The sequence below is a fragment of the Acinetobacter sp. TY1 genome, from assembly GCF_048551395.1.
GTDB lineage: Bacteria > Pseudomonadota > Gammaproteobacteria > Pseudomonadales > Moraxellaceae > Acinetobacter.
Window position 1 is genome coordinate 1 of the sequence record NZ_JBLYZK010000040.1, and the last position, 19267, is coordinate 19267.

At 38.6% G+C, this 19267-nt stretch carries 17 protein-coding genes; 4 read left to right on the forward strand and 13 right to left on the reverse strand.

From position 1 onward, the window contains the following. Nucleotides 1–234: 234 nt before the first annotated feature. The 3 genes from ACK2M2_RS15245 to ACK2M2_RS15255 form a co-directional block, all read right to left on the reverse strand. The gene (locus ACK2M2_RS15245; RefSeq protein WP_419349702.1) at nucleotides 235–1863 is read right to left on the reverse strand and encodes a long-chain-fatty-acid--CoA ligase; all 1629 of its coding nucleotides are present in this window, start codon (nucleotides 1861–1863) and stop codon (nucleotides 235–237) included. A 220-nt stretch (nucleotides 1864–2083) separates the two neighbouring features. Beyond that, nucleotides 2084–3919, reverse strand: coding sequence for a DUF1302 domain-containing protein (locus ACK2M2_RS15250; RefSeq protein ID WP_419349704.1), 1836 nt, complete (start codon nucleotides 3917–3919; stop codon nucleotides 2084–2086). A gap of 343 nt (nucleotides 3920–4262) precedes the next feature. After that, nucleotides 4263–4832 carry an RBBP9/YdeN family alpha/beta hydrolase gene (locus ACK2M2_RS15255; RefSeq protein ID WP_419349706.1) on the reverse strand — a complete coding sequence of 190 codons (570 nt, stop codon included), beginning with the start codon at nucleotides 4830–4832 and terminating at the stop codon, nucleotides 4263–4265. A gap of 320 nt (nucleotides 4833–5152) precedes the next feature. On the opposite strand from ACK2M2_RS15255, the gene ACK2M2_RS15260 reads away from it, so the two are divergent. Continuing rightward, nucleotides 5153–6163: an AraC family transcriptional regulator gene (locus ACK2M2_RS15260; protein WP_409512863.1), complete on the forward strand. Its 1011-nt coding sequence runs from the start codon at nucleotides 5153–5155 to the stop codon at nucleotides 6161–6163. A gap of 180 nt (nucleotides 6164–6343) precedes the next feature. Here the strand turns inward: ACK2M2_RS15260 and ACK2M2_RS15265 are convergent, their stop codons facing one another. The 7 genes from ACK2M2_RS15265 to ACK2M2_RS15295 all read right to left on the reverse strand — a co-directional run bounded on the left by ACK2M2_RS15265 (nucleotide 6344) and on the right by ACK2M2_RS15295 (nucleotide 12787). Beyond that, nucleotides 6344–7348 (reverse strand): YeiH family protein, encoded by a 1005-nt coding sequence (locus tag ACK2M2_RS15265; protein ID WP_409512864.1) that lies wholly within the window; start codon nucleotides 7346–7348, stop codon nucleotides 6344–6346. A 1-nt stretch (nucleotide 7349) separates the two neighbouring features. Then, nucleotides 7350–7667, reverse strand: coding sequence for a Rieske (2Fe-2S) protein (locus ACK2M2_RS15270; RefSeq protein ID WP_409512865.1), 318 nt, complete (start codon nucleotides 7665–7667; stop codon nucleotides 7350–7352). Nucleotides 7668–7672: 5 nt separating this feature from the next. Continuing rightward, nucleotides 7673–8317 carry a DsbA family oxidoreductase gene (locus ACK2M2_RS15275; RefSeq protein ID WP_419349709.1) on the reverse strand — a complete coding sequence of 215 codons (645 nt, stop codon included), beginning with the start codon at nucleotides 8315–8317 and terminating at the stop codon, nucleotides 7673–7675. Nucleotides 8318–8321: 4 nt separating this feature from the next. Beyond that, on the reverse strand, nucleotides 8322–9650 hold the full coding sequence (locus ACK2M2_RS15280) for an MFS transporter (protein WP_419349711.1): 1329 nt from the start codon (nucleotides 9648–9650) through the stop codon (nucleotides 8322–8324). Nucleotides 9651–9779: 129 nt separating this feature from the next. Next, nucleotides 9780–10832 (reverse strand): 3-keto-5-aminohexanoate cleavage protein, encoded by a 1053-nt coding sequence (locus ACK2M2_RS15285; protein WP_419349713.1) that lies wholly within the window; start codon nucleotides 10830–10832, stop codon nucleotides 9780–9782. A gap of 82 nt (nucleotides 10833–10914) precedes the next feature. Continuing rightward, a complete protein-coding gene (locus tag ACK2M2_RS15290) occupies nucleotides 10915–11763 on the reverse strand; it encodes a TauD/TfdA dioxygenase family protein (protein ID WP_419349714.1) in 849 nt (282 codons plus the stop codon). A 37-nt stretch (nucleotides 11764–11800) separates the two neighbouring features. Then, nucleotides 11801–12787: a quinone oxidoreductase family protein gene (locus ACK2M2_RS15295; RefSeq protein ID WP_419349716.1), complete on the reverse strand. Its 987-nt coding sequence runs from the start codon at nucleotides 12785–12787 to the stop codon at nucleotides 11801–11803. Nucleotides 12788–13308: 521 nt separating this feature from the next. On the opposite strand from ACK2M2_RS15295, the gene ACK2M2_RS15300 reads away from it, so the two are divergent. From ACK2M2_RS15300 to ACK2M2_RS15310, 3 genes are all read left to right on the forward strand, one after another. Beyond that, on the forward strand, nucleotides 13309–14190 hold the full coding sequence (locus ACK2M2_RS15300; RefSeq protein WP_419349718.1) for a LysR family transcriptional regulator: 882 nt from the start codon (nucleotides 13309–13311) through the stop codon (nucleotides 14188–14190). A gap of 100 nt (nucleotides 14191–14290) precedes the next feature. Next, nucleotides 14291–14995: a CoA transferase subunit A gene (locus tag ACK2M2_RS15305; RefSeq protein ID WP_409512871.1), complete on the forward strand. Its 705-nt coding sequence runs from the start codon at nucleotides 14291–14293 to the stop codon at nucleotides 14993–14995. A gap of 3 nt (nucleotides 14996–14998) precedes the next feature. After that, nucleotides 14999–15649, forward strand: coding sequence for a 3-oxoacid CoA-transferase subunit B (locus tag ACK2M2_RS15310; RefSeq protein WP_419349720.1), 651 nt, complete (start codon nucleotides 14999–15001; stop codon nucleotides 15647–15649). Nucleotides 15650–15767: 118 nt separating this feature from the next. On the opposite strand, the gene ACK2M2_RS15315 is transcribed toward ACK2M2_RS15310, so the two are convergent. The 3 genes from ACK2M2_RS15315 to ACK2M2_RS15325 all read right to left on the reverse strand — a co-directional run. Continuing rightward, nucleotides 15768–16334 (reverse strand): FMN-dependent NADH-azoreductase, encoded by a 567-nt coding sequence (locus ACK2M2_RS15315; RefSeq protein ID WP_409512873.1) that lies wholly within the window; start codon nucleotides 16332–16334, stop codon nucleotides 15768–15770. Nucleotides 16335–16765: 431 nt separating this feature from the next. Next, a complete protein-coding gene (locus ACK2M2_RS15320) occupies nucleotides 16766–18448 on the reverse strand; it encodes a ShlB/FhaC/HecB family hemolysin secretion/activation protein (RefSeq protein WP_409512874.1) in 1683 nt (560 codons plus the stop codon). Between the two features lie 2 nt (nucleotides 18449–18450). After that, nucleotides 18451–19267, reverse strand: an 817-nt coding sequence (locus ACK2M2_RS15325) for a YDG domain-containing protein (protein WP_419349723.1), incomplete at its 5' end; no start/stop codon positions are given.

Genomic DNA, 19267 nt, shown 5'->3' on the forward strand with positions numbered 1-19267 from the left:
TTGACCGTTCCAATGATTTGTAATGGTTTTTCTACTTCCAGTGCTTGTCTAAATCTTAAGCCTGCAGATGTTTGTTCGTTCATCATTATTTCCATTGCAATGACGTCTAGAAGTTTAAAAGAGCTTCATAACGTCTTGAGTTTGAGATCAAGCCTGCCTCAAATTCGATCACACAGGCTCAATCTGATTAAATCATTTCAATCTGTTGAATCTTTTTGCTATATTTTCTGAGTCTTAAGCTTCAAGCAACACGGCGTTATATTGATCACGTAAATCTTTTTTCAAGATTTTACCTGTACCACCTAAAGGCATTGCAGTAACAAAAATAACTTTATCTGGAATCTGCCATTTCGCTATTTTATTGATGTAAAAATCGAGTACATCTTTTTCTGTTAATTGACTTTCTAGCGATTTTTTAGCAATCAAGATTGGACGTTCATCCCACTTTGGATGGGGTGCTGCAATCACTGCGACAATATCAATTTCAGGGTGTGCAATAGCAATATTTTCAAGCTCTACAGATGAAATCCACTCACCGCCTGACTTAATTAAATCTTTTGAACGGTCACTAATATTCAAATAACCATCTTGATCTAAGGTTGCAATATCACCCGTATCAAACCAACCATCTGAGGTCAAAGCTGATTGATCTTTACCAAAATAGGTATCGACAATCCAATGTCCTTGAATTTGTAAATTGCCTGCTGTTTTGCCATTACGTTGTATTTCATTGGTGCTATTTTCAGCATCAGTAATACGCAGCTTTACGCCAAAAGGTGGACGACCTTGTGAGAAACGGCTTTTAAATTGTTCTTCTTCTGACAATGTTAAATGCTTGGCTTTCATTTGATTGACTGAGCCTAATGGACTTGTTTCAGTCATTCCCCATGCATGAATGGTTTCACAGTCATATACAGCTTTGAAGGTTTGAATCATTGATGGTGGGCATGATGCACCGCCTACAACATTACGTTTTAAGCTTTTAAGTTGTGTGCCTGACTGCTGTGCAGCATTGAGTAAACCTTGCCAAATGGTCGGTACACCGAGTGCTGTCGTCACTTGATAATCATCAATCAATTGAACCAAACTTGCACCATCCAACATTGGTCCTGGAAGCACTAAGCTGCATCCAACCATTGCAGCCGCATATGGCGTTCCCCATGCACTGACATGGAACATCGGAACAACAGGTAAAATTCGATCAGTTGCCGACAATTTAAATGAATCGGGCAAACTCACTGCATAGCTGTGTAATACCGTTGAACGATGACTATATAAAACCCCTTTTGGATTACCTGTCGTACCTGAGGTATAGCACAATGAACTGGCTCTAGTTTCGTCAAACATTGGCCAATCAAAATGATTCGATTGCGTTGCAATTAAATCATCATAAAACTGTACTTCAGGAAGTGCTGTTTTGATTGCTTCATCATAAGCATCAAGACAAATATAATGCTCTACTGATGATAATGTCGCTTGTATTGAAAGAACTAAATTTAAAAAGGTTTTATCAAAAATCAGAACTTTGTCATCGGCATCATTAATAATAAAGGTTAGCTGCTCAGGAAAAAGACGCGGATTAATGGTGTGACAAATATAACCACTGCCCGAAATGCCATACCAACTTTCTAAGTGACGATGATTATTCCAAGCGATGGTTGCGACACGATCACTTGCAGATAAATTAAAGGTTTTAAGTGCATTGGCAAAGCGTTTTGAATTATTGGCGATTTCGCCCCAATCGCTCTGCGTCATTGAACCATCAGTATTTTTTGAAATAATGGCAGTATCTGCATGGTAGTTTTGTGCATGCTCAATCAAGCTACTGATTAAAAGCGGTTGAGACATCATATTTCCATTCATTACTACATCCTTTTCTAGCCGTATGCACTTATTTTTAAATTTCTGTGCATCATTTCATCCCGAATTGGCTGTTAAATTAGCGTAATGTTCACATACTCACTTATCATTTAACGTCAAATCTTTATCATTTGACCACAATAAACAAATTTCATAGTGCCCTAATCAATAAAAACCGAGAGTATGTTAAAGATCTCGGTTTTTAAAAATAAATATCAAAATCCTAGAAATTCATTTTAAACACCAATGATGCAAAATCACGGTCATCTAAAACACTAAATTCATTTGAGCCAAAGAAATTGGTATATGAAAGCTCTGTGATATATTTCTTTTGATACGTTGCAGACACACCTGCACTCACTGCCATTTGTCCTTCTTGGAAATTAGGACCATAGCCACTCACATCGTGACGGAACATTAAACTTGGTGTAACTGTCGTTTGTGGCAGTAAATCGTTATAACTCAATGCACCACGCACACGATAACCAAACGACCACTCTTCAAAAAATCCTTTATCATTACAATATTTCTCATTGAGCTCATGAATTTCACCATCAGACAATTGACCTGTTTTTGGTGCAATACAGTAGGTATCTAATTTTGCAGGATCATAAGCCCCTGTCGACAACCCACTACGACCAAAGGCACCACTGCGCCCAAAATGATACTGATCTGTATCACCGATATGATTTACACCCAACTCGCCCACTAGAGATAATGCACTCGCCCCAAGTATATTTGGAATCGTATTTGCCGCACCTAAAGTAAACTGCGTAACAGGTACACGTGCAAAGCCATTTATGCGCTCACCGAGTTCTAAAGTTTCGCCCGCCGCAGTCAGTGGTGTGTCATTAAATAAAGCCTGTGCATACACCATATCCGTACTATTAAAGTGAAGTGGCATATCGGGTTTATAATTTAATTCACTGAAAATTGCGGTCTTGCCGACTTTACCTGTCAAACTCAGACCATACATTTCAATATCTTCTGGATAAACAGAAAGAATTCGAGCGGTATGATAATTGGCAGCACCTGGCTGTGTTACCGTGATACCATCAAAGTGCATAATACGACTATGATAATTTGCATAATACACACCAAGCTCCGCATTGTTTAAACTTGGAATAGTTTGTTTGATAGCAAGACCATATTGACCACTATTTTTGGCATATTCACTTGGTAAACGAGCAACCGTAAAATCAAGTGGTCCATTTGTGGCTTGATCCGTTGTAAAGCCTGGTCCACCAATCATCAATGGTCCACAATTTTCAGCAAAGACATCAGAAACTTCAAAAAATGTACCGCAACCATCCACCACTGAAGGTCTAAATTTAAATTGATAGAAACCTTCAACTTTGGTTTTATCGGTTAAGCCTGCAACAAATGAGAACATTTCCACTGGAATAATACGTTCTTTAACATCGCCACCTGGACGGTTCATTGCAGCATAATCAAATGCACTCACCGAGTTTAGACCATTTTGGAAAAATTGGGACTTCCCCCAATTTAAAGCGTGTTTGCCCAGTTTTAAATCTAAGCTCTTTGAGTTTTCAAATTGAAAATTTTTCCAAATATATGCATCCCATAAATCAATCCCTTTAAATTTAACCAATCTTGGCCAAGCTGAATCATCAAATGTGGTGAAATCGCCTTTGCCTGTTTCATAGGCATGGTCATACCAATATTTTGCGCTGAGTACCGCACCTTGTTGTTTTCCATTCAACTTAAATTCTGTTAAACCTTTGACGATTTGCGAAATCGCATCACCTTTTTCAAAGTTAGCTCGACCATTATCTCCATTAATATCAACGCTTGAGCCTTCTTTACCAATGCTCACTGCATCTGGCTTATATAACAAAGCACCATCGGGGTCTTGGGTACTAAAGCTTTGCCCGATACTTAAATTTGTATTGGTTTCAAGTTTCCAATCTTTATTAATATCATAACTAAAGGCTGAAGCATTTGATGCAGTAAAAACCAAACCGATGCAGATGCTGAGGTGTCGCATTGCTAAAATAGAAGGATACTTTTTTTGTAAAAATAAACGCTGAGTAACCATATCATCTCCATATAGATATGATGTTTTTCGACCGGCTTGCATAATGCGAACCATGAGATAAAACTAAAAAACCATGAACAAAAACAACCAGAAACTATTTACAACTAAAGATCATTTACAACGACAAATGTGCATATCTATGCGCTATATGTGTTTGATCTTAAAAGCCATCCTTTGGCTTAAAATTTAAATCGGCTGTTTCAAATGCCCTATTTCACATTTAAGTCACCCAATTGGTTATTTCTAATGATGACTTGGTTTTATATTTCTACGATCTTAAAAAATGGCTGAAGTAACCCATGACGATTAACTTCAGCCCAAGGCCTTACACGTAAATATCTCTTTAAATTTTATCGAGTTGACGAATGAATGCTTCAGCTTGTGGCCAAGGTCCATAACCTGCGGCTGGGTTTAAATGTCCAACTTCACCCAAATTCACCCACTCAGAACCCCATGCTTTTGCCATATCTTCAACAGCATCTGCACTTGCTAAGTAATCATTACTACTTCCCACCACAATGCTTGGAAATGGTAAAACTTGCATAGGAACTGGATCCCAACCTTCTTGACGTAAAGTGTCAGGGCTTGGGTAATTTGCAGGCCAACTCTGATTTAAATCAGGTGGTGTCACCAACAATGCACCTTGAATATTATGCTGATGTTTAGCAGCCCAATGAACAGTCATGAGCACACCTGCACTATGTGCAACCAAAATCACAGGACCTGTAATTTGATCAAGCACCGCTTGAATCGCTTCAACACGCTTCGCACAATTGAGTTTATCAATCTGTAAAGGTGGCACTGAACGTACTTTTTCAAGTCGGGCTTCAAGTAAAGTTTGCCAATGTTCTGCAACATGATCTCTTAAACCAGGAATAATCAAAACGGTTGCTTGTGTGAAAATTTTTTCCATCTCTACACCCTGAGAAAATGCTCCTATAAGGAGCAAAACTGAATTCCATTTCACATCAACAATACGGTTTCAACTTTTTTTAAAATACACTTTAGGCGACATTGACTTATCTTTTAATGACAATGTATATAAAACTATTGAATAACTAACTCAGGAAATTCTAATAATCAAAAGTAGGATTTTTAGATTAAAATATGTGTATATTATGACTTCAAGATTTAAGCTGAGTCGATCACAAAATAGTTCTATCTAAACGATCGCATCATTTATAAATGAATTAATCAAGGATTGGTTAATTTTAAAAACAAGGAGATAACAAGATGGTTCCTCTTGCACATACTGCCGTTCTAAAAAATTATTTAGACGTCACGCAGCAATTCAACATCAATCCTTATCTACTATTATCTGATGTTGGACTATGTCAAAGCCAATTGCATGATTCAAAGCAACGTATTCCTGTTGATAAAGCCATTGCTCTGCTCGAACAATCTGCACAAATGAGCGGTTGTGAATCGTTTGGTTTACATATGGCAGAACAGCGACAAATTTCCGATTTTGGTGAAATTAGCCTATTGCTCAGCTATCAACATACCTTGCGTGATGCAATTCAAACCATTGTTCGTTATCGTAATATTATCAATAATTCTCTCGCAATCTATATTGAAGAAGTCGGCAACACAGTCATTATTCGTGAAGAAGTGGTTTCTGCAGAATCTCAATATAGCCGTCAATCGACTGAATTAGCTTTGGGCATTATGCATCGCTTCTGTGCTGCCCTTTTACCCAATAAATGGCGTCCGCTAAGTATTCACTTTACCCATAACGCACCAAAAGATTTATCTGTACATAAACGCATTTTTGGTTGTTCACTTGAATTTGGCAGTGAGTTCAATGGTATTGTCTGTACCGCTGCTGAACTTGATACAACCAACCCTCAAGCCAATACCGCTATGGCAGAACACGCTCAACGCTTCCTCGATATTTTGCCAGATGATAGGGAGTCTTCAATGATTTTTGATATTCGTAAAAGTATCTATTTATTGTTGCCTATGGGTCGCGCAACTATCGATCAAATTGCACAAACACATGGCATGAATGTTCGTACGTTACAACGTCGTTTAGAAGTTTATAAAACCAGTTTTAGCCATTTAATCAATGATGTTAGACGCAATTTAGTATTTCGTTATTTACAAAATTTGAATTATTCATTGGGTCAAGTTTCGGACATTTTAGGCTACTCAACACCGAGTTCCTTTACCCGTTGGTTTATCAGCCAATTTGGTGTCGCACCAATCAATTGGCGTAATAAAAATAAAGCATTATTAAATTAATCGTCTAAATATATAGGTAATTTTAAAAGACTTGAGTTTTAACAATCCAAGTCTTTTTTTACATCGCTCATTTCTAACTAACTCATTATTATTAAAATAAAAAACTCCAAATGTAGAAACGAACAATTTGGAGGGGGAAACATACTAATACTTATTTTTCTTTAACAAATATAATGTCAATTAAAACCACCAACGCATTAACAGTACAACCAAAACTACAAGGAAGATTGTTTCACTCACCATGAATAAAATAGGCTTAATACCAACTGAAGCTAATTCTTTGATTCGTGTTTTCATACCTAATGCACTAATTGCAATAATAAGTGCCCAACGTGACATTTCATTTACACCACCTTGAACAATTGTCGGTACCCAACCTGTACTGTTAATACATGCCAAAATTAGAAAACCAACAGCAAACCATGGCAATAATGGTGGTCGCTCTCCGCCTGTTTCTGCACCTTGCATACGTGTAAACATCGCAGCGCAAATAATCACAGGAAGTAACATGGCTACGCGCATGAGTTTAACAACTGTTGCAGTATCACCTGTTTCAGTCGACATGCTATAACCTGCACCCACGACCTGTGCAACATCATGAATGGTTGCACCTAGAAACACACCTGCGAGTTGTGGGGAAAACTCTAACCAATTTGCAATCATCGGATAAACAATCATCGCTAAAGTGGATAATGCAGACACGCCAATGACGGTAAATAAAGTCGCTTTTTCTTTTTGTGGATGATTAGGCAAAGCAGCAGATAAGGCTAAAGCAGCAGATGCACCACAAATTGCTGTTGCACCACCCGTTAACATACCAAACGAACGTTCAAAACCAAGCATTTTTGCCACAACAATTGATACAGTAATGGTCACAGCCACTAAAGTTAAAACCAATGCAATCGGCTGCCATCCTAAAGCAGTAATTTGGCTCAAGGTAATTCGCATACCAAGTAAAGCTATTCCAACACGTAAAACCGTACGGGCTGTAAATTCAATCCCTGCCTTACACTTGGTGTCATCGGCAAGAAAGTTCAAACCCATACCTAGTAATAGAGCAAATAACATCACGGGGGCACCATAATGTTCCGAAAGAAAGCATGCGGCAGCAGCCACGACAGCACTCACAATGAAACCCGGCATTAATTCACGAGTACGCTGACTCAAATTCATCGTATTTGTCATTTTACGCTCCCGAGTCCATCACAATAAAAACATCTGATTCAATCACTTCAACCAGATAAGATGTCATTTTCAGATGCGTCGAATTCAACATATAGCCGCTTTCTAAATCAAACTTTAAACCATGTGCACAGCATTGAAGGGCTTTACCTTCAAGCTTTCCATTAAATAATGATGCACCCTGATGTGGACAACTGTCATCAATGGCATAAAACTGTTCATTTATATTAAAAAGTACGAGAAATTTTTCATCAACTTTCAAAAATGCTCTTGCACCAGATGTCGGTATTTTTTCCTGAGGAACCTGAAATCGAGCTGTCATGTCACTTATCCTTGTGTTACGAGTGCCTCAAGCATTGCGTTGTACAATGTTTCTGCGGGATGCGCTCCTGCAACCGCTAAACGTTGATTAAAAATAAAATAGGGAACGCCATTGGATCCTGTATTTGCAGAATTAAAGGGTTGATTGAGTTGTCCCAATGTATTGTTGATGACATCTGTGTCAAAGCCACAAGACTGAGCAATCTTCAGTAAATTTTCACTATTCCCTAAATCTTCGGATAAATGAAAATAGGCTGAAAATAAACGTTCAAGCAATTGATCAATTTGTGTAGCTGTACCGAATTGAATTGCCATTGCTAAAAGCTGATGGGCTTTAGCAGTATTGGGCATCAATTTAATATTAGAAAAATCAATGTCTACATCTACAGCATTTGCCGCTTGGCGAACTTGTGATTGACGCATTCGTACCGCTTCAGGACTGCCCAAACGTTGCTGATAAAATGCATCAAATGGTACACCTTCAGCAGCTATATGAGGCAATAACTGAACGCCATGCCAACTGAGAATAACTTCAACATCAGGATTATTTTCCTTCAGTTTAAGCAATGCAACCTGCAATTGGCGCTTACCAATTAAGCACCAAGGACAGATAAAATCAAAAAATATATCTACTGTTAAATGACGTGACATCTTTTTATGAATCCAATTTGTTTTGCTGTGGCGCACTTGGTGGCAATAACCCTTGCTCAGTTAAACGAATAATATCGCTGTGATAATGACGTTTTGCATAGAAAAAAACCGCAGCAGATAAAATACTCATAAATGGCATAAGCTGAAATGCATCATGTAAACCAACATGATCTGAAATTTTACCAATCACTAATGGTCCAAGTGCAATGCCCAATAAATTATTGGCAATCGTTAATGTCGCAAAAGCAGAACTGTGCACTGAGTGATGAGTTAAATTTGCGACCATTGCCATAGATGGTCCGTTGGTTCCAATCACAATAAAGATACCTAAACACAGCAAAGCGATTTGCGCTGTACCTGTTGGAATAGCAAAAGCAGCAGAAAGTAGTAAACAACTTCCTAAACAAAAAGCAATCGCCAAACTTGTTTTACGGTCGGCACGTTCACGCCCTAAACGGTCGGATAACATGCCACAAATCACTGTACCTATAGCGCCACCAAGCACAATAATCGCTGCGACAACACCCGCTTTATCTGTCGGCATTGCATAGTAACGGTTCAGATAACTTGGCATCCAAACCATAATCGCACCAGCAACAAAGAGCTGTAAGCCACTCCCAATATAAGTTGCAACAACGGTATGAGATGAATACAGTGTTTTTAGTGCGTTCTTCACTTTAATCGGTTGTTGCTCTTTGGTATATGCCTGACCCGATGGATTAATTTTCTTCTCTTTCACCACTATTGGGTATAACAATGCGAGCATTAAGCCAAATGCAGCCATACCACCAAATGCCCAACGCCAACCAAAATGTTCCGCAAGTACACCACCCAGTGCCATACCAAAGAAAGAACCGCACATCCCACCTGCCATAAAGGCACTGGCTAAAGTTGCACGCATTTCTTTCGGAAAAATTGCCATAACAACAGCAATACCTACACTGCCATAAGCTGCCTCACCGACACCGACCAAGAAACGAGCCGTAAACATTTGCCCGTAATTTTCTGCAAGTGCACAACCTAAAGTTGCTAGACTCCAAAGCACCGCCATGATGGTTAGACTTTTCACTCGACCAAAACGATCGGCAAGAAAGGACAAAGGTAAAGTCAGTAACCCGACCATAAGTGCCACAATGCCACTGAGCCAACCGAGTTGACTGTCCGTCAACATCCATTCACTCTTTAGTAGTGGAAAGACTGCATTTAAAACCTGACGAGACATATAGTCTGAAATTAGTAAACCAAATGTGAGTGCAAAAACAATCCATGCATAACGACGAGGAATACCCATTGATGTATCCGTCTGTGCATCTAATGCTTGATGTGCATTCATACAACCTCCATGTATTTTTTATAATGTTTATTTTAGAGCCTAAAAAGCGAGGATCGTTTTAGCCAAAACACTTATCCCCGCTTATTTATTGCAACCCAAGCCCTATATCCTTGTGACTCAGGTTTTAGATCATTTACGTTGTGGTACGCCTTTTTGACCTGCAACACGATTCGGAGCCATGCCATTTGCCAATAAGGTTTCTTCAATACTATCGTACTGCACACCAATACGATAAATTTCACGTGCTTCTTGACCACTCGCAATATCACGACCTAACTCATGCGCAATGCGTACTGTTTGCTTAATCTGATCAACCGAACCGAAACGTTCACCTTTATGGTTAATGATTGTATCTTCATTACCCACACGTGCATGCATACCCATTGCCATAGACATCGTGTTAAATGGTAAGACATTTTTCAGTAATGATTCTGAAGTCAATGTACAACCATCTGGAACACGGTTCAGGAAGTTAAAGAAGTTGAATGGGTTTGGACCATCAAAACCGCCACCAATACCAATCCAAGTTAAGTTCATTGGACCCATGTACTGACCTTTACGCACCATACGTTCAAGCGTTTCCAGACCATGCATGCCTGTCAATTGGAAATGTGGTTGAATACCGTTTGCTGCTAAACGCTTCAAATGTTCAATCAACCATTCAGGTCCCGCAGGAACCGTCATTTCTGAATAAGCCGCTTGAATTGCAGGATGCTCAAGTGATGTTCCTTTTAAATATTCAGGATATAAAAGCTCCATAATATTCATTTGCGTGGTATTTACAGCAACCGTCACTTGATCAGGTTTAGGGTCTAATTCAGCCAATTTATGACGTGTATCATCACTCAACCATAGAGCCGCTTCACCTTCGCTTTCAGGTGCAAATGAAATAGAACCACCAACCTGAATAATCATGTCAGGAACTTCTGCACGTACACCTGCAATCAGTTCATTGAACTTAGATAAACGCTTTGAACCTTTACCGTCCAATTCACGCACATGTAAATGTAGAACGGTTGCACCCGCTTCGTAACATTCAACGGCCTTCGCAATTTGCTCTTCCATTGTGACAGGAATATCTTCAGGGAAATCTTCAGGCGCCCACTCTGGACCATACGGTGCTACCGTAATAACTACTTTATCCATATTTTCTGGGTGTAAAGAATCATCTAAAAATTGCATGAGTTGCTCCTAATCTTTTTTCTAAGACGTTTAATCCATTAAAATGAGTGTTCCATTCACTCAATTCTTACTTTATCGGCGATCAATATGTTGCATCACCAATCATGCCTGCACGTTCCATTTTTCGATGGCAAGCAGGATAATCCATCACCGCATAATGCTGTGTGCTACGATTATCCCAAATCGCAATACTGTTCGGCTCCCAGCTCCAACGTACTTGGTATTCAGGAATTGAGGCTTGAGTAATTAAATAGCGTAATAAATCTGCTGCACCTGGATTCGCATCTTGTCCAAAACGCACACGATCTTTCGTGTGATAATTACTAAAATGTGTCGTAAATGAATTCACGAACAAAATTTTCTCACCTGTTTCTGGATGTGTACGCACCACTGGATGCTCTGCATCAGGAAAACGTGCTTTCAGCTCTAAACGCTTTTCAATTGGCATTGCCGCACCAAAACTTGCTTCAATACTGTGATATGCACGTAAATCGGCAATTTTAACCTTAATATCTTCAGGCAAATTGTTATATGCCATCACCATATTGGTCCACATGGTATCGCCACCCACCGTTGGACATTCGACACAACGCAATACAGCACCCATTGGTGGAATTTGGCGCCAGCTTGCATCGCTATGCCACGCATTTTCATAGCGATCAATTGGGCTCTCTGGGCTTTTATAAATTTGTACTAAGCCCGGATACTCAGGATGACTTCCTAACGCAGGATGACTTTCTAACTGACCAAAACGCTCAGCAAAAGCGACATGCTCAGCACGAGTTAAGTTTTGATTACGTAGAAACAAAACCCGATGCTGTAAGAGTTGACTGCGAATTTCAGTAAACAGCGCATCATCATGAATGGCATCTGCCAAGTTCACACCGTTTAATTCTGCGCCTATATTGCAGGTAAGTTGTTTAATTTGCATAAGAAATCCTTTCTAGCAAAATTCAGTTCGGTAAAACTTAGATCACAAAAATAGATGATCCAATGGTTTTACGTGCTTCTAAATCACGATGTGCTTGTACTGCATCTTCGAGTTTATAGCGCTGATTAATTTCAATTTTGATACGACCGCTACTGACATGATCAAATAGTTCATTGGCTAAAGCTTGTTTTTCAACAGGGTCAGCAATGTAGTCTGCAAGCGCAGGACGAGTCACAAATAATGAGCCTTTCATTGCCAATAACACTGGATCAAATGGGGGAATTGCACCCGAAGCTGTTCCAACGCATACCAATAAACCACGGCGCTTAAGTGAGTCTAAAGATGACATAAAGGTATCTTTACCTACGCTGTCAAATACAACGCTCACACCAACACCACCCGTTAATTCACGTACACGTTCAGCCACATTTTCATGGCTATAATTAATGACATGATCACAACCATGCGCACGAGCAATCGCTGCTTTTTCTTCTGAAGATGTTGTACCAATCACAGTTAAACCGAGTAATTTTGCCCATTGAGCAACAATCAGACCTACACCACCTGCTGCTGCATGTAGAAGGATTGAGTCACCTGCTTTAAAGTCATAAATACGGCGAATCAAATATGCCGAAGTCAAACCACGCATCGTCATAGCTGCTGCAGTTTCGCAAGAGATACCTTCAGGCAACTTAATTAAAGCATTGGCAGGCACGAGTGTTTCTTCACTATATGCACCCAAAGTATTGATAAATCCTGTATAGGTCACACGGTCGCCAACTTGTACATTGGTTACGCCTTCACCCACTTGCTCTACGACACCTGATGCTTCTACGCCCATGCCATTTGGCATTGGAATTTTATACGTTCCATTTCGAAAATAAGTATCGGCATAATTTAAACCGACCGCCACATGGCGAATACGTACTTCACCCACACTTGGCTCACCGACTTCAACGTCTTCGTAACGCAATACATCAGGAGTTCCTGTTTCATAGAAACGAATCGCTTTGGTTAATGTCATATCCCTATCCATCTTTTGATTATTGTGCTTCAACTTCATTGACTCAAATTACAACACTCTCAACAGACCCACTTTACATTTGACGACACAGACTTATCCTTTTACGACACAATACTTTGTCGCATCATCGACTTTTGTATTACACGATTAATCACGTTAAAAATACTTAATATAGAATCGAATTGTTAATCAATTTTAGTGTTTTTTAAACATTAAGACACAATCGAAAATAGAATATTAAAAGCTAAATAATTCATAAAAATATCTTAAAAATTGTGAAGTTAAATATTTGAGAGCCTATGTCCATAAGCATGATTATTGAATGAAGCTAATTTTCTGAATTTTGATTTTTTTTTGTTTTTTATTTTGTCTTTATTTATATACTATTAATCTTAAAACCATATCAATGACTCGCTGATTTTGTTGATGAATGGCATAATCACTCCACCGATTAATTTAGATATTAAATCTAATGTTTTGACTCAAATTATTGACTCTAAATCGATGACAAAGGATCAAGCATGACGCTTAAACAATTAAAAGCCTTTTTAGTCCTTGCACGCACATTAAATTACGCCAATGCTGCCGAAGAATTATGTCTAAGCCAATCTGCTTTAAGTCTGAGTATTAAAAGTTTAGAAGAAGAATTGGGTGGCAAACTCTTTAAACGCAATACACGCCGTGTCGATTTAACTCTTGAGGGACAGTCCTTAATTCCCTATGCCAGAAAATTATTGGCAAATTGGGAAGATATGGAAAAGGATGTCAAACAACGCTTTAAATTACATCGAGGTACGCTAAATATTGCATCTATGCCATTCGCTACACATGCAGTTTTACCTGCGGTGATGCATGAATTTTCTAAAAATCATCCAAATATTAGTTTTTCAATTCATGATGTAACCAATGAAAAAATCATTGAAAATGTGCAACAAGGTATATTTGAAATTGGTATTTGCTTTGAACCACCTGTCAATCATCAATTGATTTTTCAACCACTTTTTCAAGAAGATTTTCTTGCCTTAGTCCCGAAAGATCATGTACTTGCACAGCAAAAAAGCGTCACTTGGCAGCAACTTTGCGCTCATCCCTTTATCACCTTACAAAACCCTTCCATTATTCGGCATATTATTGAAGAAAACTGTCATAAAAATCAGATGGTTTTAGATTTAAAAGTAGAATGTCATCAAATTAGTTCTCTATCTCACTTTGTCGCTTTTGGTATGGGGGTCAGCGCCATTCCACGACGTTTTCAACATTTTATTGATCAACAGCAGAATGTTTTAATTGAATTGGTTGAAGGTGAAATCCCACCACCTGTGGGTATTATTTATCAAAAAGATACAGAACTTTCTAATGCATCAGCAGAGTTTATCGACATCATGCTCAAGCATCATTTTTAAATTAATGAGTTTTTTTAATCACGCCTTTAAAATATTCAATTTCCAAAACTGATTCAGCCTTGCTAATAATAAAGCCATACAAGGACTCAAGGTAATCAGGATGAATAAAGTTGTCGCAAATGCACAAGTTGCATTGGCAGATATCGTTGCCGATAATCAAATCATCGCCGTTGGTGGTTTTGGCGTGTGTGGTATTCCCGAAGCACTGATTGATGCGTTGCAAGAAACAGGTGTAAAAGGCTTAACATGCATTTCAAATAATGCTGGAATTGATGGTTTTGGTTTAGGTAAATTGCTTGAAACCAAACAAATTAAAAAAATGATTGCCTCTTATGTTGGTGAAAATAAAGAATTTGAACGCCAATACTTAAATGGCGAACTTGAAGTAGAACTCACACCACAAGGCACACTTGCTGAAAAATTACGTTCAGGTGGTGCTGGCATTCCTGCATTTTACACCCAAACAGGTGTCGGTACGCTCATTGCCGAAGGCAAAGAAACCCGTGAATTTGATGGTAAAAATTATATTTTAGAACATTCGCTTAATGCCGATATTGCCCTGGTTAAAGCGTACAAAGCAGATAAAGCAGGAAATTTAGTATTCCGTAAAACAGCGCGCAACTTCAATCCTGACTGTGCAATGGCAGGAAAATTGACCATTGTAGAAGTCGAACAGATTGTCGAAATTGGTGAAATTGATCCTGATGATATTCATTTACCGGGAATTTATGTCAATCGTATTGTACTCAATAGCACACCTGAAAAACGCATCGAACAACTGACTTTAAAAGCAACGGAGGCTTAAATCATGGCTTGGACTCGCAATGAAATGGCGCAACGCGCTGCGCTCGAACTTGAAGATGGCTTTTATGTTAACTTAGGTATTGGTTTACCAACTTTAGTTGCCAACTATATTCCTGAAGGCTTCAATGTTTGGTTACAGTCAGAAAATGGTTTACTAGGCATTGGTGAGTTTCCTACGCGAGAAACAGTAGATGCTGATCTAATTAATGCTGGAAAACAAACTGCAACAACGCGCTCAGGTGCTGCATTTTTCTCAAGCTCAGAATCATTTGCCATGATCCGTGGTGGTCATGTCAATATTGCTGTTTTAGGTGCAATGGAAGTCTCTGAAACAGGAGATCTTGCTAACTGGATGATTCCGGGCAAGAAAGTCAAAGGGATGGGTGGTGCAATGGACTTGGTTGCAGGTGTACAAAAAATTGTGGTCTTAATGGAACACACCGCAAAAGATGGTAGTCCTAAAATTGTCAAAAATTGCAGCTTACCACTAACAGGTCAAGCCGTGGTTAATCGTATTATTACTGAGTTGGGTGTAATGGATATTACGGCTGAAGGCATTAAACTCGTTGAACTGGCATCAGATGTCACGCTTCAACAGATTAAAGTTGCAACAGGTGTTGACTTAATCATCAATGAATTAGAGCTTGCTGGTTAAAACCTTCATAAAAAGTGATGCATAAAACTGACTTAAAAATTTATAAAATAAAAGCAACTTTTTAGTTGCTTTTATTTTATAAATTTTTCAACCTAGCGAAATACAGATGATTTTGAATTCAGATTGCTTGTATTTGCGCTGTAGTATTTGCCAATGCAGCATCTTTCGCTTCTGCCCCCATGTTCACGCCTTCAGCACGAATCACAGTCACATCAGTTACACCAGTAAAACCAAATACAGTTTTTAATAAACCTTCTTGGAAATCAAGTGCGCTGTCATCACCATATACACCGCCACGGCTACTTGCGATATATACTTTTTTCTCGCCCGCTAAGCCCACAGGACCATTTTCTGTATATTTAAATGTTTTACCTGCAACACTAATACGATCAATCCATGCTTTTAATGGCGATGGCAAACCAAAGTTATACATTGGCGCACCGACAACAATCACATCTGCATCAAGGTATTGCTGTAAAATTTGACCACCCAATGCAGTTTGTTCAGCATTTTGACCCATTAAAATTTCAGTCGTCAAATGTGGGATATCTTGTTTTGCAAGATCCAAGTACTCAACTTGAGCATCAGCTTGTTTCGCTTGTACTTGTGCAATAATTTGTTGAGTGAGTTGGCGTGAAACTGATGCATCACCCATAATACTTGAATCGATATGTAAAACTTTCATAAGAAATCACAGTGCTTATTAATCTATTATGTGAATTTTAAAACTTTTTGAAAATTGGGTCAGCGTTTGCTATAAGACATATTGTTCTATTTATAAGACAATAACTCGTTTTTTATACAAATTGCTTATTTTTTACAATTACAAATTTTGGTTTCATTCGTTATTTTAAAAAAATCATGACTTCTTTTTTTCAAAACTCAAAATATTAACAAGTTACATGCTTGAAATTATATGTTAAACATAATGTGATTTGCTCTGTAGGCTTCAACCCTATTGATTAAGTCACTTTTTTATACTTAATTTTTAAAACTTATTTTCACCTTGAATCATTACACTCAATTTTTAACAACATCATTCTAAATAATTCAAAATAAAAAATGGCGAAAATACAATAATATCGTATTTTCGCCACTGTATAAAATAATGATTTTTTAGAAATGCTTAGTAATGGTAAACCATGACTCAACATCATTCGGCTGTTCCAAACTCTTTGGTTTTGACCCAATTGGGAAACCAACGGTTAGCGCTGCGCCCCATTGTGATGAATTTGTCCAATTCAATCCCAAGCCTGCACTATTGATACGCTCTTGATTATCTCCAGTTAAGCCTTTCCATTTATGCGCTTGGCGCTTTACCTCTCCTGTATCGATATAAACTTTACCGATGACTTGGTTATTTGAAGAAGCATATAAACTTTGTCGAAGTTCAGCCAATAAATAATAGCCTGTTGAACCACTTAATACGCTATTTTCATATCCAGCAACATTGGCAGAACCACCAACACTAAACTGCTGCGCACTATCTAAATTATCTGGGCTAAACTGAGCTTGCAACGCAGCATAAAGCTGCGTATCTGAGTCTACAAGATTTTGTAATCTAGACACATTAAATGATGCTACGACAAAGTTACCCTGTGTATTAGCCGTTGCTAAATCATCTTTTCCCGTTGCTGCGTTTTTAAATTCAACATGACCAAAATCTGCGGCAACACCAAACTGAGTTAAACCACCCCCAGCAAAATTATCGGTCTGCGATGCATCTAGACGAATACGTCCAACATGAATATCTCGATCTCGATAAAGGTCTGCAACTTCAATATCATCTTCTAGGCGTTTAAAGTCATATTGAACCCCAAGTACAACTTCACTTTGATTATTCAGCAATACAGGCTGACTAAGCCATATACTCGCTTGCTGAGCATTCCCTACTGCATCCAATGCTTTGTATTCTTTACCCAATTCATAATCGAGATCAGAATAACTCGCACCTAGACGTGTTCCAGCAGCATTGACCGTCGCTTCATAACCCAAACGAGCAAAATTTAAATTTCCAGAGGTCATTCCGTCAAAACTAAGCCGATCCCCCAAACCGAGCAGGTTATTCGCAGCAACACCTGCATTCAATCGCAGTTCATGCGTATATTCATTACCATAATTATCAAGACCAACATAACCATTTAAAGTTTTTTCAGGTTGAATATGAATAGTTAAGTCACTTGTTCCAGGATAACGTCCTGCACTAATCACATTACGAATTTTAATACCATTTAAACGACTCAGAAGTTTAAGTTGCTGTTGCAACGTTGCTGAGTCAATAATATCGCCTGATTGTAACGGTGCTAAAATCCCTTCAATTAAGTGATTTGCAGTTCGAGTTTGGTTATTAAACTGAATACGATCATATCTTGCTTCCAAGATTTGGATCTTAACAACACCATCAGCCAAACTTTGTACAGGTAAATAGGCTCGATTATATGAATAACCCTGTTGCTGATGATAGTCCGTCAATTTTTTAGTCAGTTGTTGCAAATCAGATAGCGTCAATACCTGACCTTCTACATCTTGGACCAATGCGTGTAAATCTTCTGTGGCAATACTTTGATTACCTTGTATCACCACTTGTTTAATCTGAATCTGTTGTTGTGAATCAGCAGGCATGATCTGCATCTGCTGAGGTTCTTCAATATTTACCTCTGCTTGCGGCTGATATTGTTGCCATGACTGCTGTTGTAACAACTGACCCGCATTTGGAATATTTGGAATGGTATTTGCAACTACAGGAAAACTACTGACGGCAAGCGTACTCAGCAATAAAGTTTTCTTTGGATAAAACATAATTAAAATCTCCCTGTTAATGTTTGAATACCGTCCATATTGATACCATCACCCATAATTTCGATTTCAATTTGATCTGACTGTTTCGACTGACGTTCTTGAGGTGCAAATTGAATTGCCCGTTGATAAGCTTGAAAATCAAAGCTAGGTGTAGCAGGAATGTTCGGTACAGTCGGTTTTTCTGGTGTTGGAGGTTCAGGTATTACCAATGACTCGGTAATTTGTAACATTCCTGCGCTAAAGGTTAGATCATAGTTTTGATCACTACCGCTCACATCATTGACATATGTCCCGACTTTTGTTCCATTTGCCCCTGTAGCAGTAACACCTGTCAATACAGATGCAGTTTCCCCACCTACTAAACCATTGACAGTAAAACCAGAAACTTGTTGTTGCTGACCACTGTACGTAGCTGTTAAATTATTTCCAATCACATGTGCTTTCGCTTTGGCTATATCAGCTTGGGTTTGTAGATTCGTTGAAAGCGCGTAGTTGCCTGCATCTGTACCATTTAAAGCACCTGATACATTCACATTCTTATTTGAACCTGCATTTTTATCGCTAAATTGACCTTGTGCTGTGATATTAACCTTATCACCACTGATCACACCGTTCAGACTACCATTCACAATCGCATTGGTCGTGCCATCGTAGACTTTGTCTTGAGCTGTAATTGAGCCTGTGATTTGTTTTTTACTGATATTGGCTTGGGTTTGCAGATTCGTTGAAAGTGCGTAGTTGCCTGCATCTGTACCATTTAAAGCACCTGATACATTCACATTCTTATTTGAACCTGCATTTTTATCGCTAAATTGACCT

Excerpts from the sequence above, each read along its gene's own strand:
- ACK2M2_RS15245 (WP_419349702.1), bottom strand. The coding sequence starts at position 1,863 with ATGAATGGAAATATGATGTCTCAACCGCTTTTAATCAGTAGCTTGATT.
- ACK2M2_RS15250 (WP_419349704.1), bottom strand. The coding sequence starts at position 3,919 with ATGGTTACTCAGCGTTTATTTTTACAAAAAAAGTATCCTTCTATTTTA.
- ACK2M2_RS15255 (WP_419349706.1), bottom strand. The coding sequence starts at position 4,832 with ATGGAAAAAATTTTCACACAAGCAACCGTTTTGATTATTCCTGGTTTA.
- ACK2M2_RS15260 (WP_409512863.1), top strand. The coding sequence starts at position 5,153 with ATGGTTCCTCTTGCACATACTGCCGTTCTAAAAAATTATTTAGACGTC.
- ACK2M2_RS15265 (WP_409512864.1), bottom strand. The coding sequence starts at position 7,348 with ATGACAAATACGATGAATTTGAGTCAGCGTACTCGTGAATTAATGCCG.
- ACK2M2_RS15270 (WP_409512865.1), bottom strand. The coding sequence starts at position 7,667 with ATGACAGCTCGATTTCAGGTTCCTCAGGAAAAAATACCGACATCTGGT.
- ACK2M2_RS15275 (WP_419349709.1), bottom strand. The coding sequence starts at position 8,317 with ATGTCACGTCATTTAACAGTAGATATATTTTTTGATTTTATCTGTCCT.
- ACK2M2_RS15280 (WP_419349711.1), bottom strand. The coding sequence starts at position 9,650 with ATGAATGCACATCAAGCATTAGATGCACAGACGGATACATCAATGGGT.
- ACK2M2_RS15285 (WP_419349713.1), bottom strand. The coding sequence starts at position 10,832 with ATGCAATTTTTAGATGATTCTTTACACCCAGAAAATATGGATAAAGTA.
- ACK2M2_RS15290 (WP_419349714.1), bottom strand. The coding sequence starts at position 11,763 with ATGCAAATTAAACAACTTACCTGCAATATAGGCGCAGAATTAAACGGT.
- ACK2M2_RS15295 (WP_419349716.1), bottom strand. The coding sequence starts at position 12,787 with ATGACATTAACCAAAGCGATTCGTTTCTATGAAACAGGAACTCCTGAT.
- ACK2M2_RS15300 (WP_419349718.1), top strand. The coding sequence starts at position 13,309 with ATGACGCTTAAACAATTAAAAGCCTTTTTAGTCCTTGCACGCACATTA.
- ACK2M2_RS15305 (WP_409512871.1), top strand. The coding sequence starts at position 14,291 with ATGAATAAAGTTGTCGCAAATGCACAAGTTGCATTGGCAGATATCGTT.
- ACK2M2_RS15310 (WP_419349720.1), top strand. The coding sequence starts at position 14,999 with ATGGCTTGGACTCGCAATGAAATGGCGCAACGCGCTGCGCTCGAACTT.
- ACK2M2_RS15315 (WP_409512873.1), bottom strand. The coding sequence starts at position 16,334 with ATGAAAGTTTTACATATCGATTCAAGTATTATGGGTGATGCATCAGTT.
- ACK2M2_RS15320 (WP_409512874.1), bottom strand. The coding sequence starts at position 18,448 with ATGTTTTATCCAAAGAAAACTTTATTGCTGAGTACGCTTGCCGTCAGT.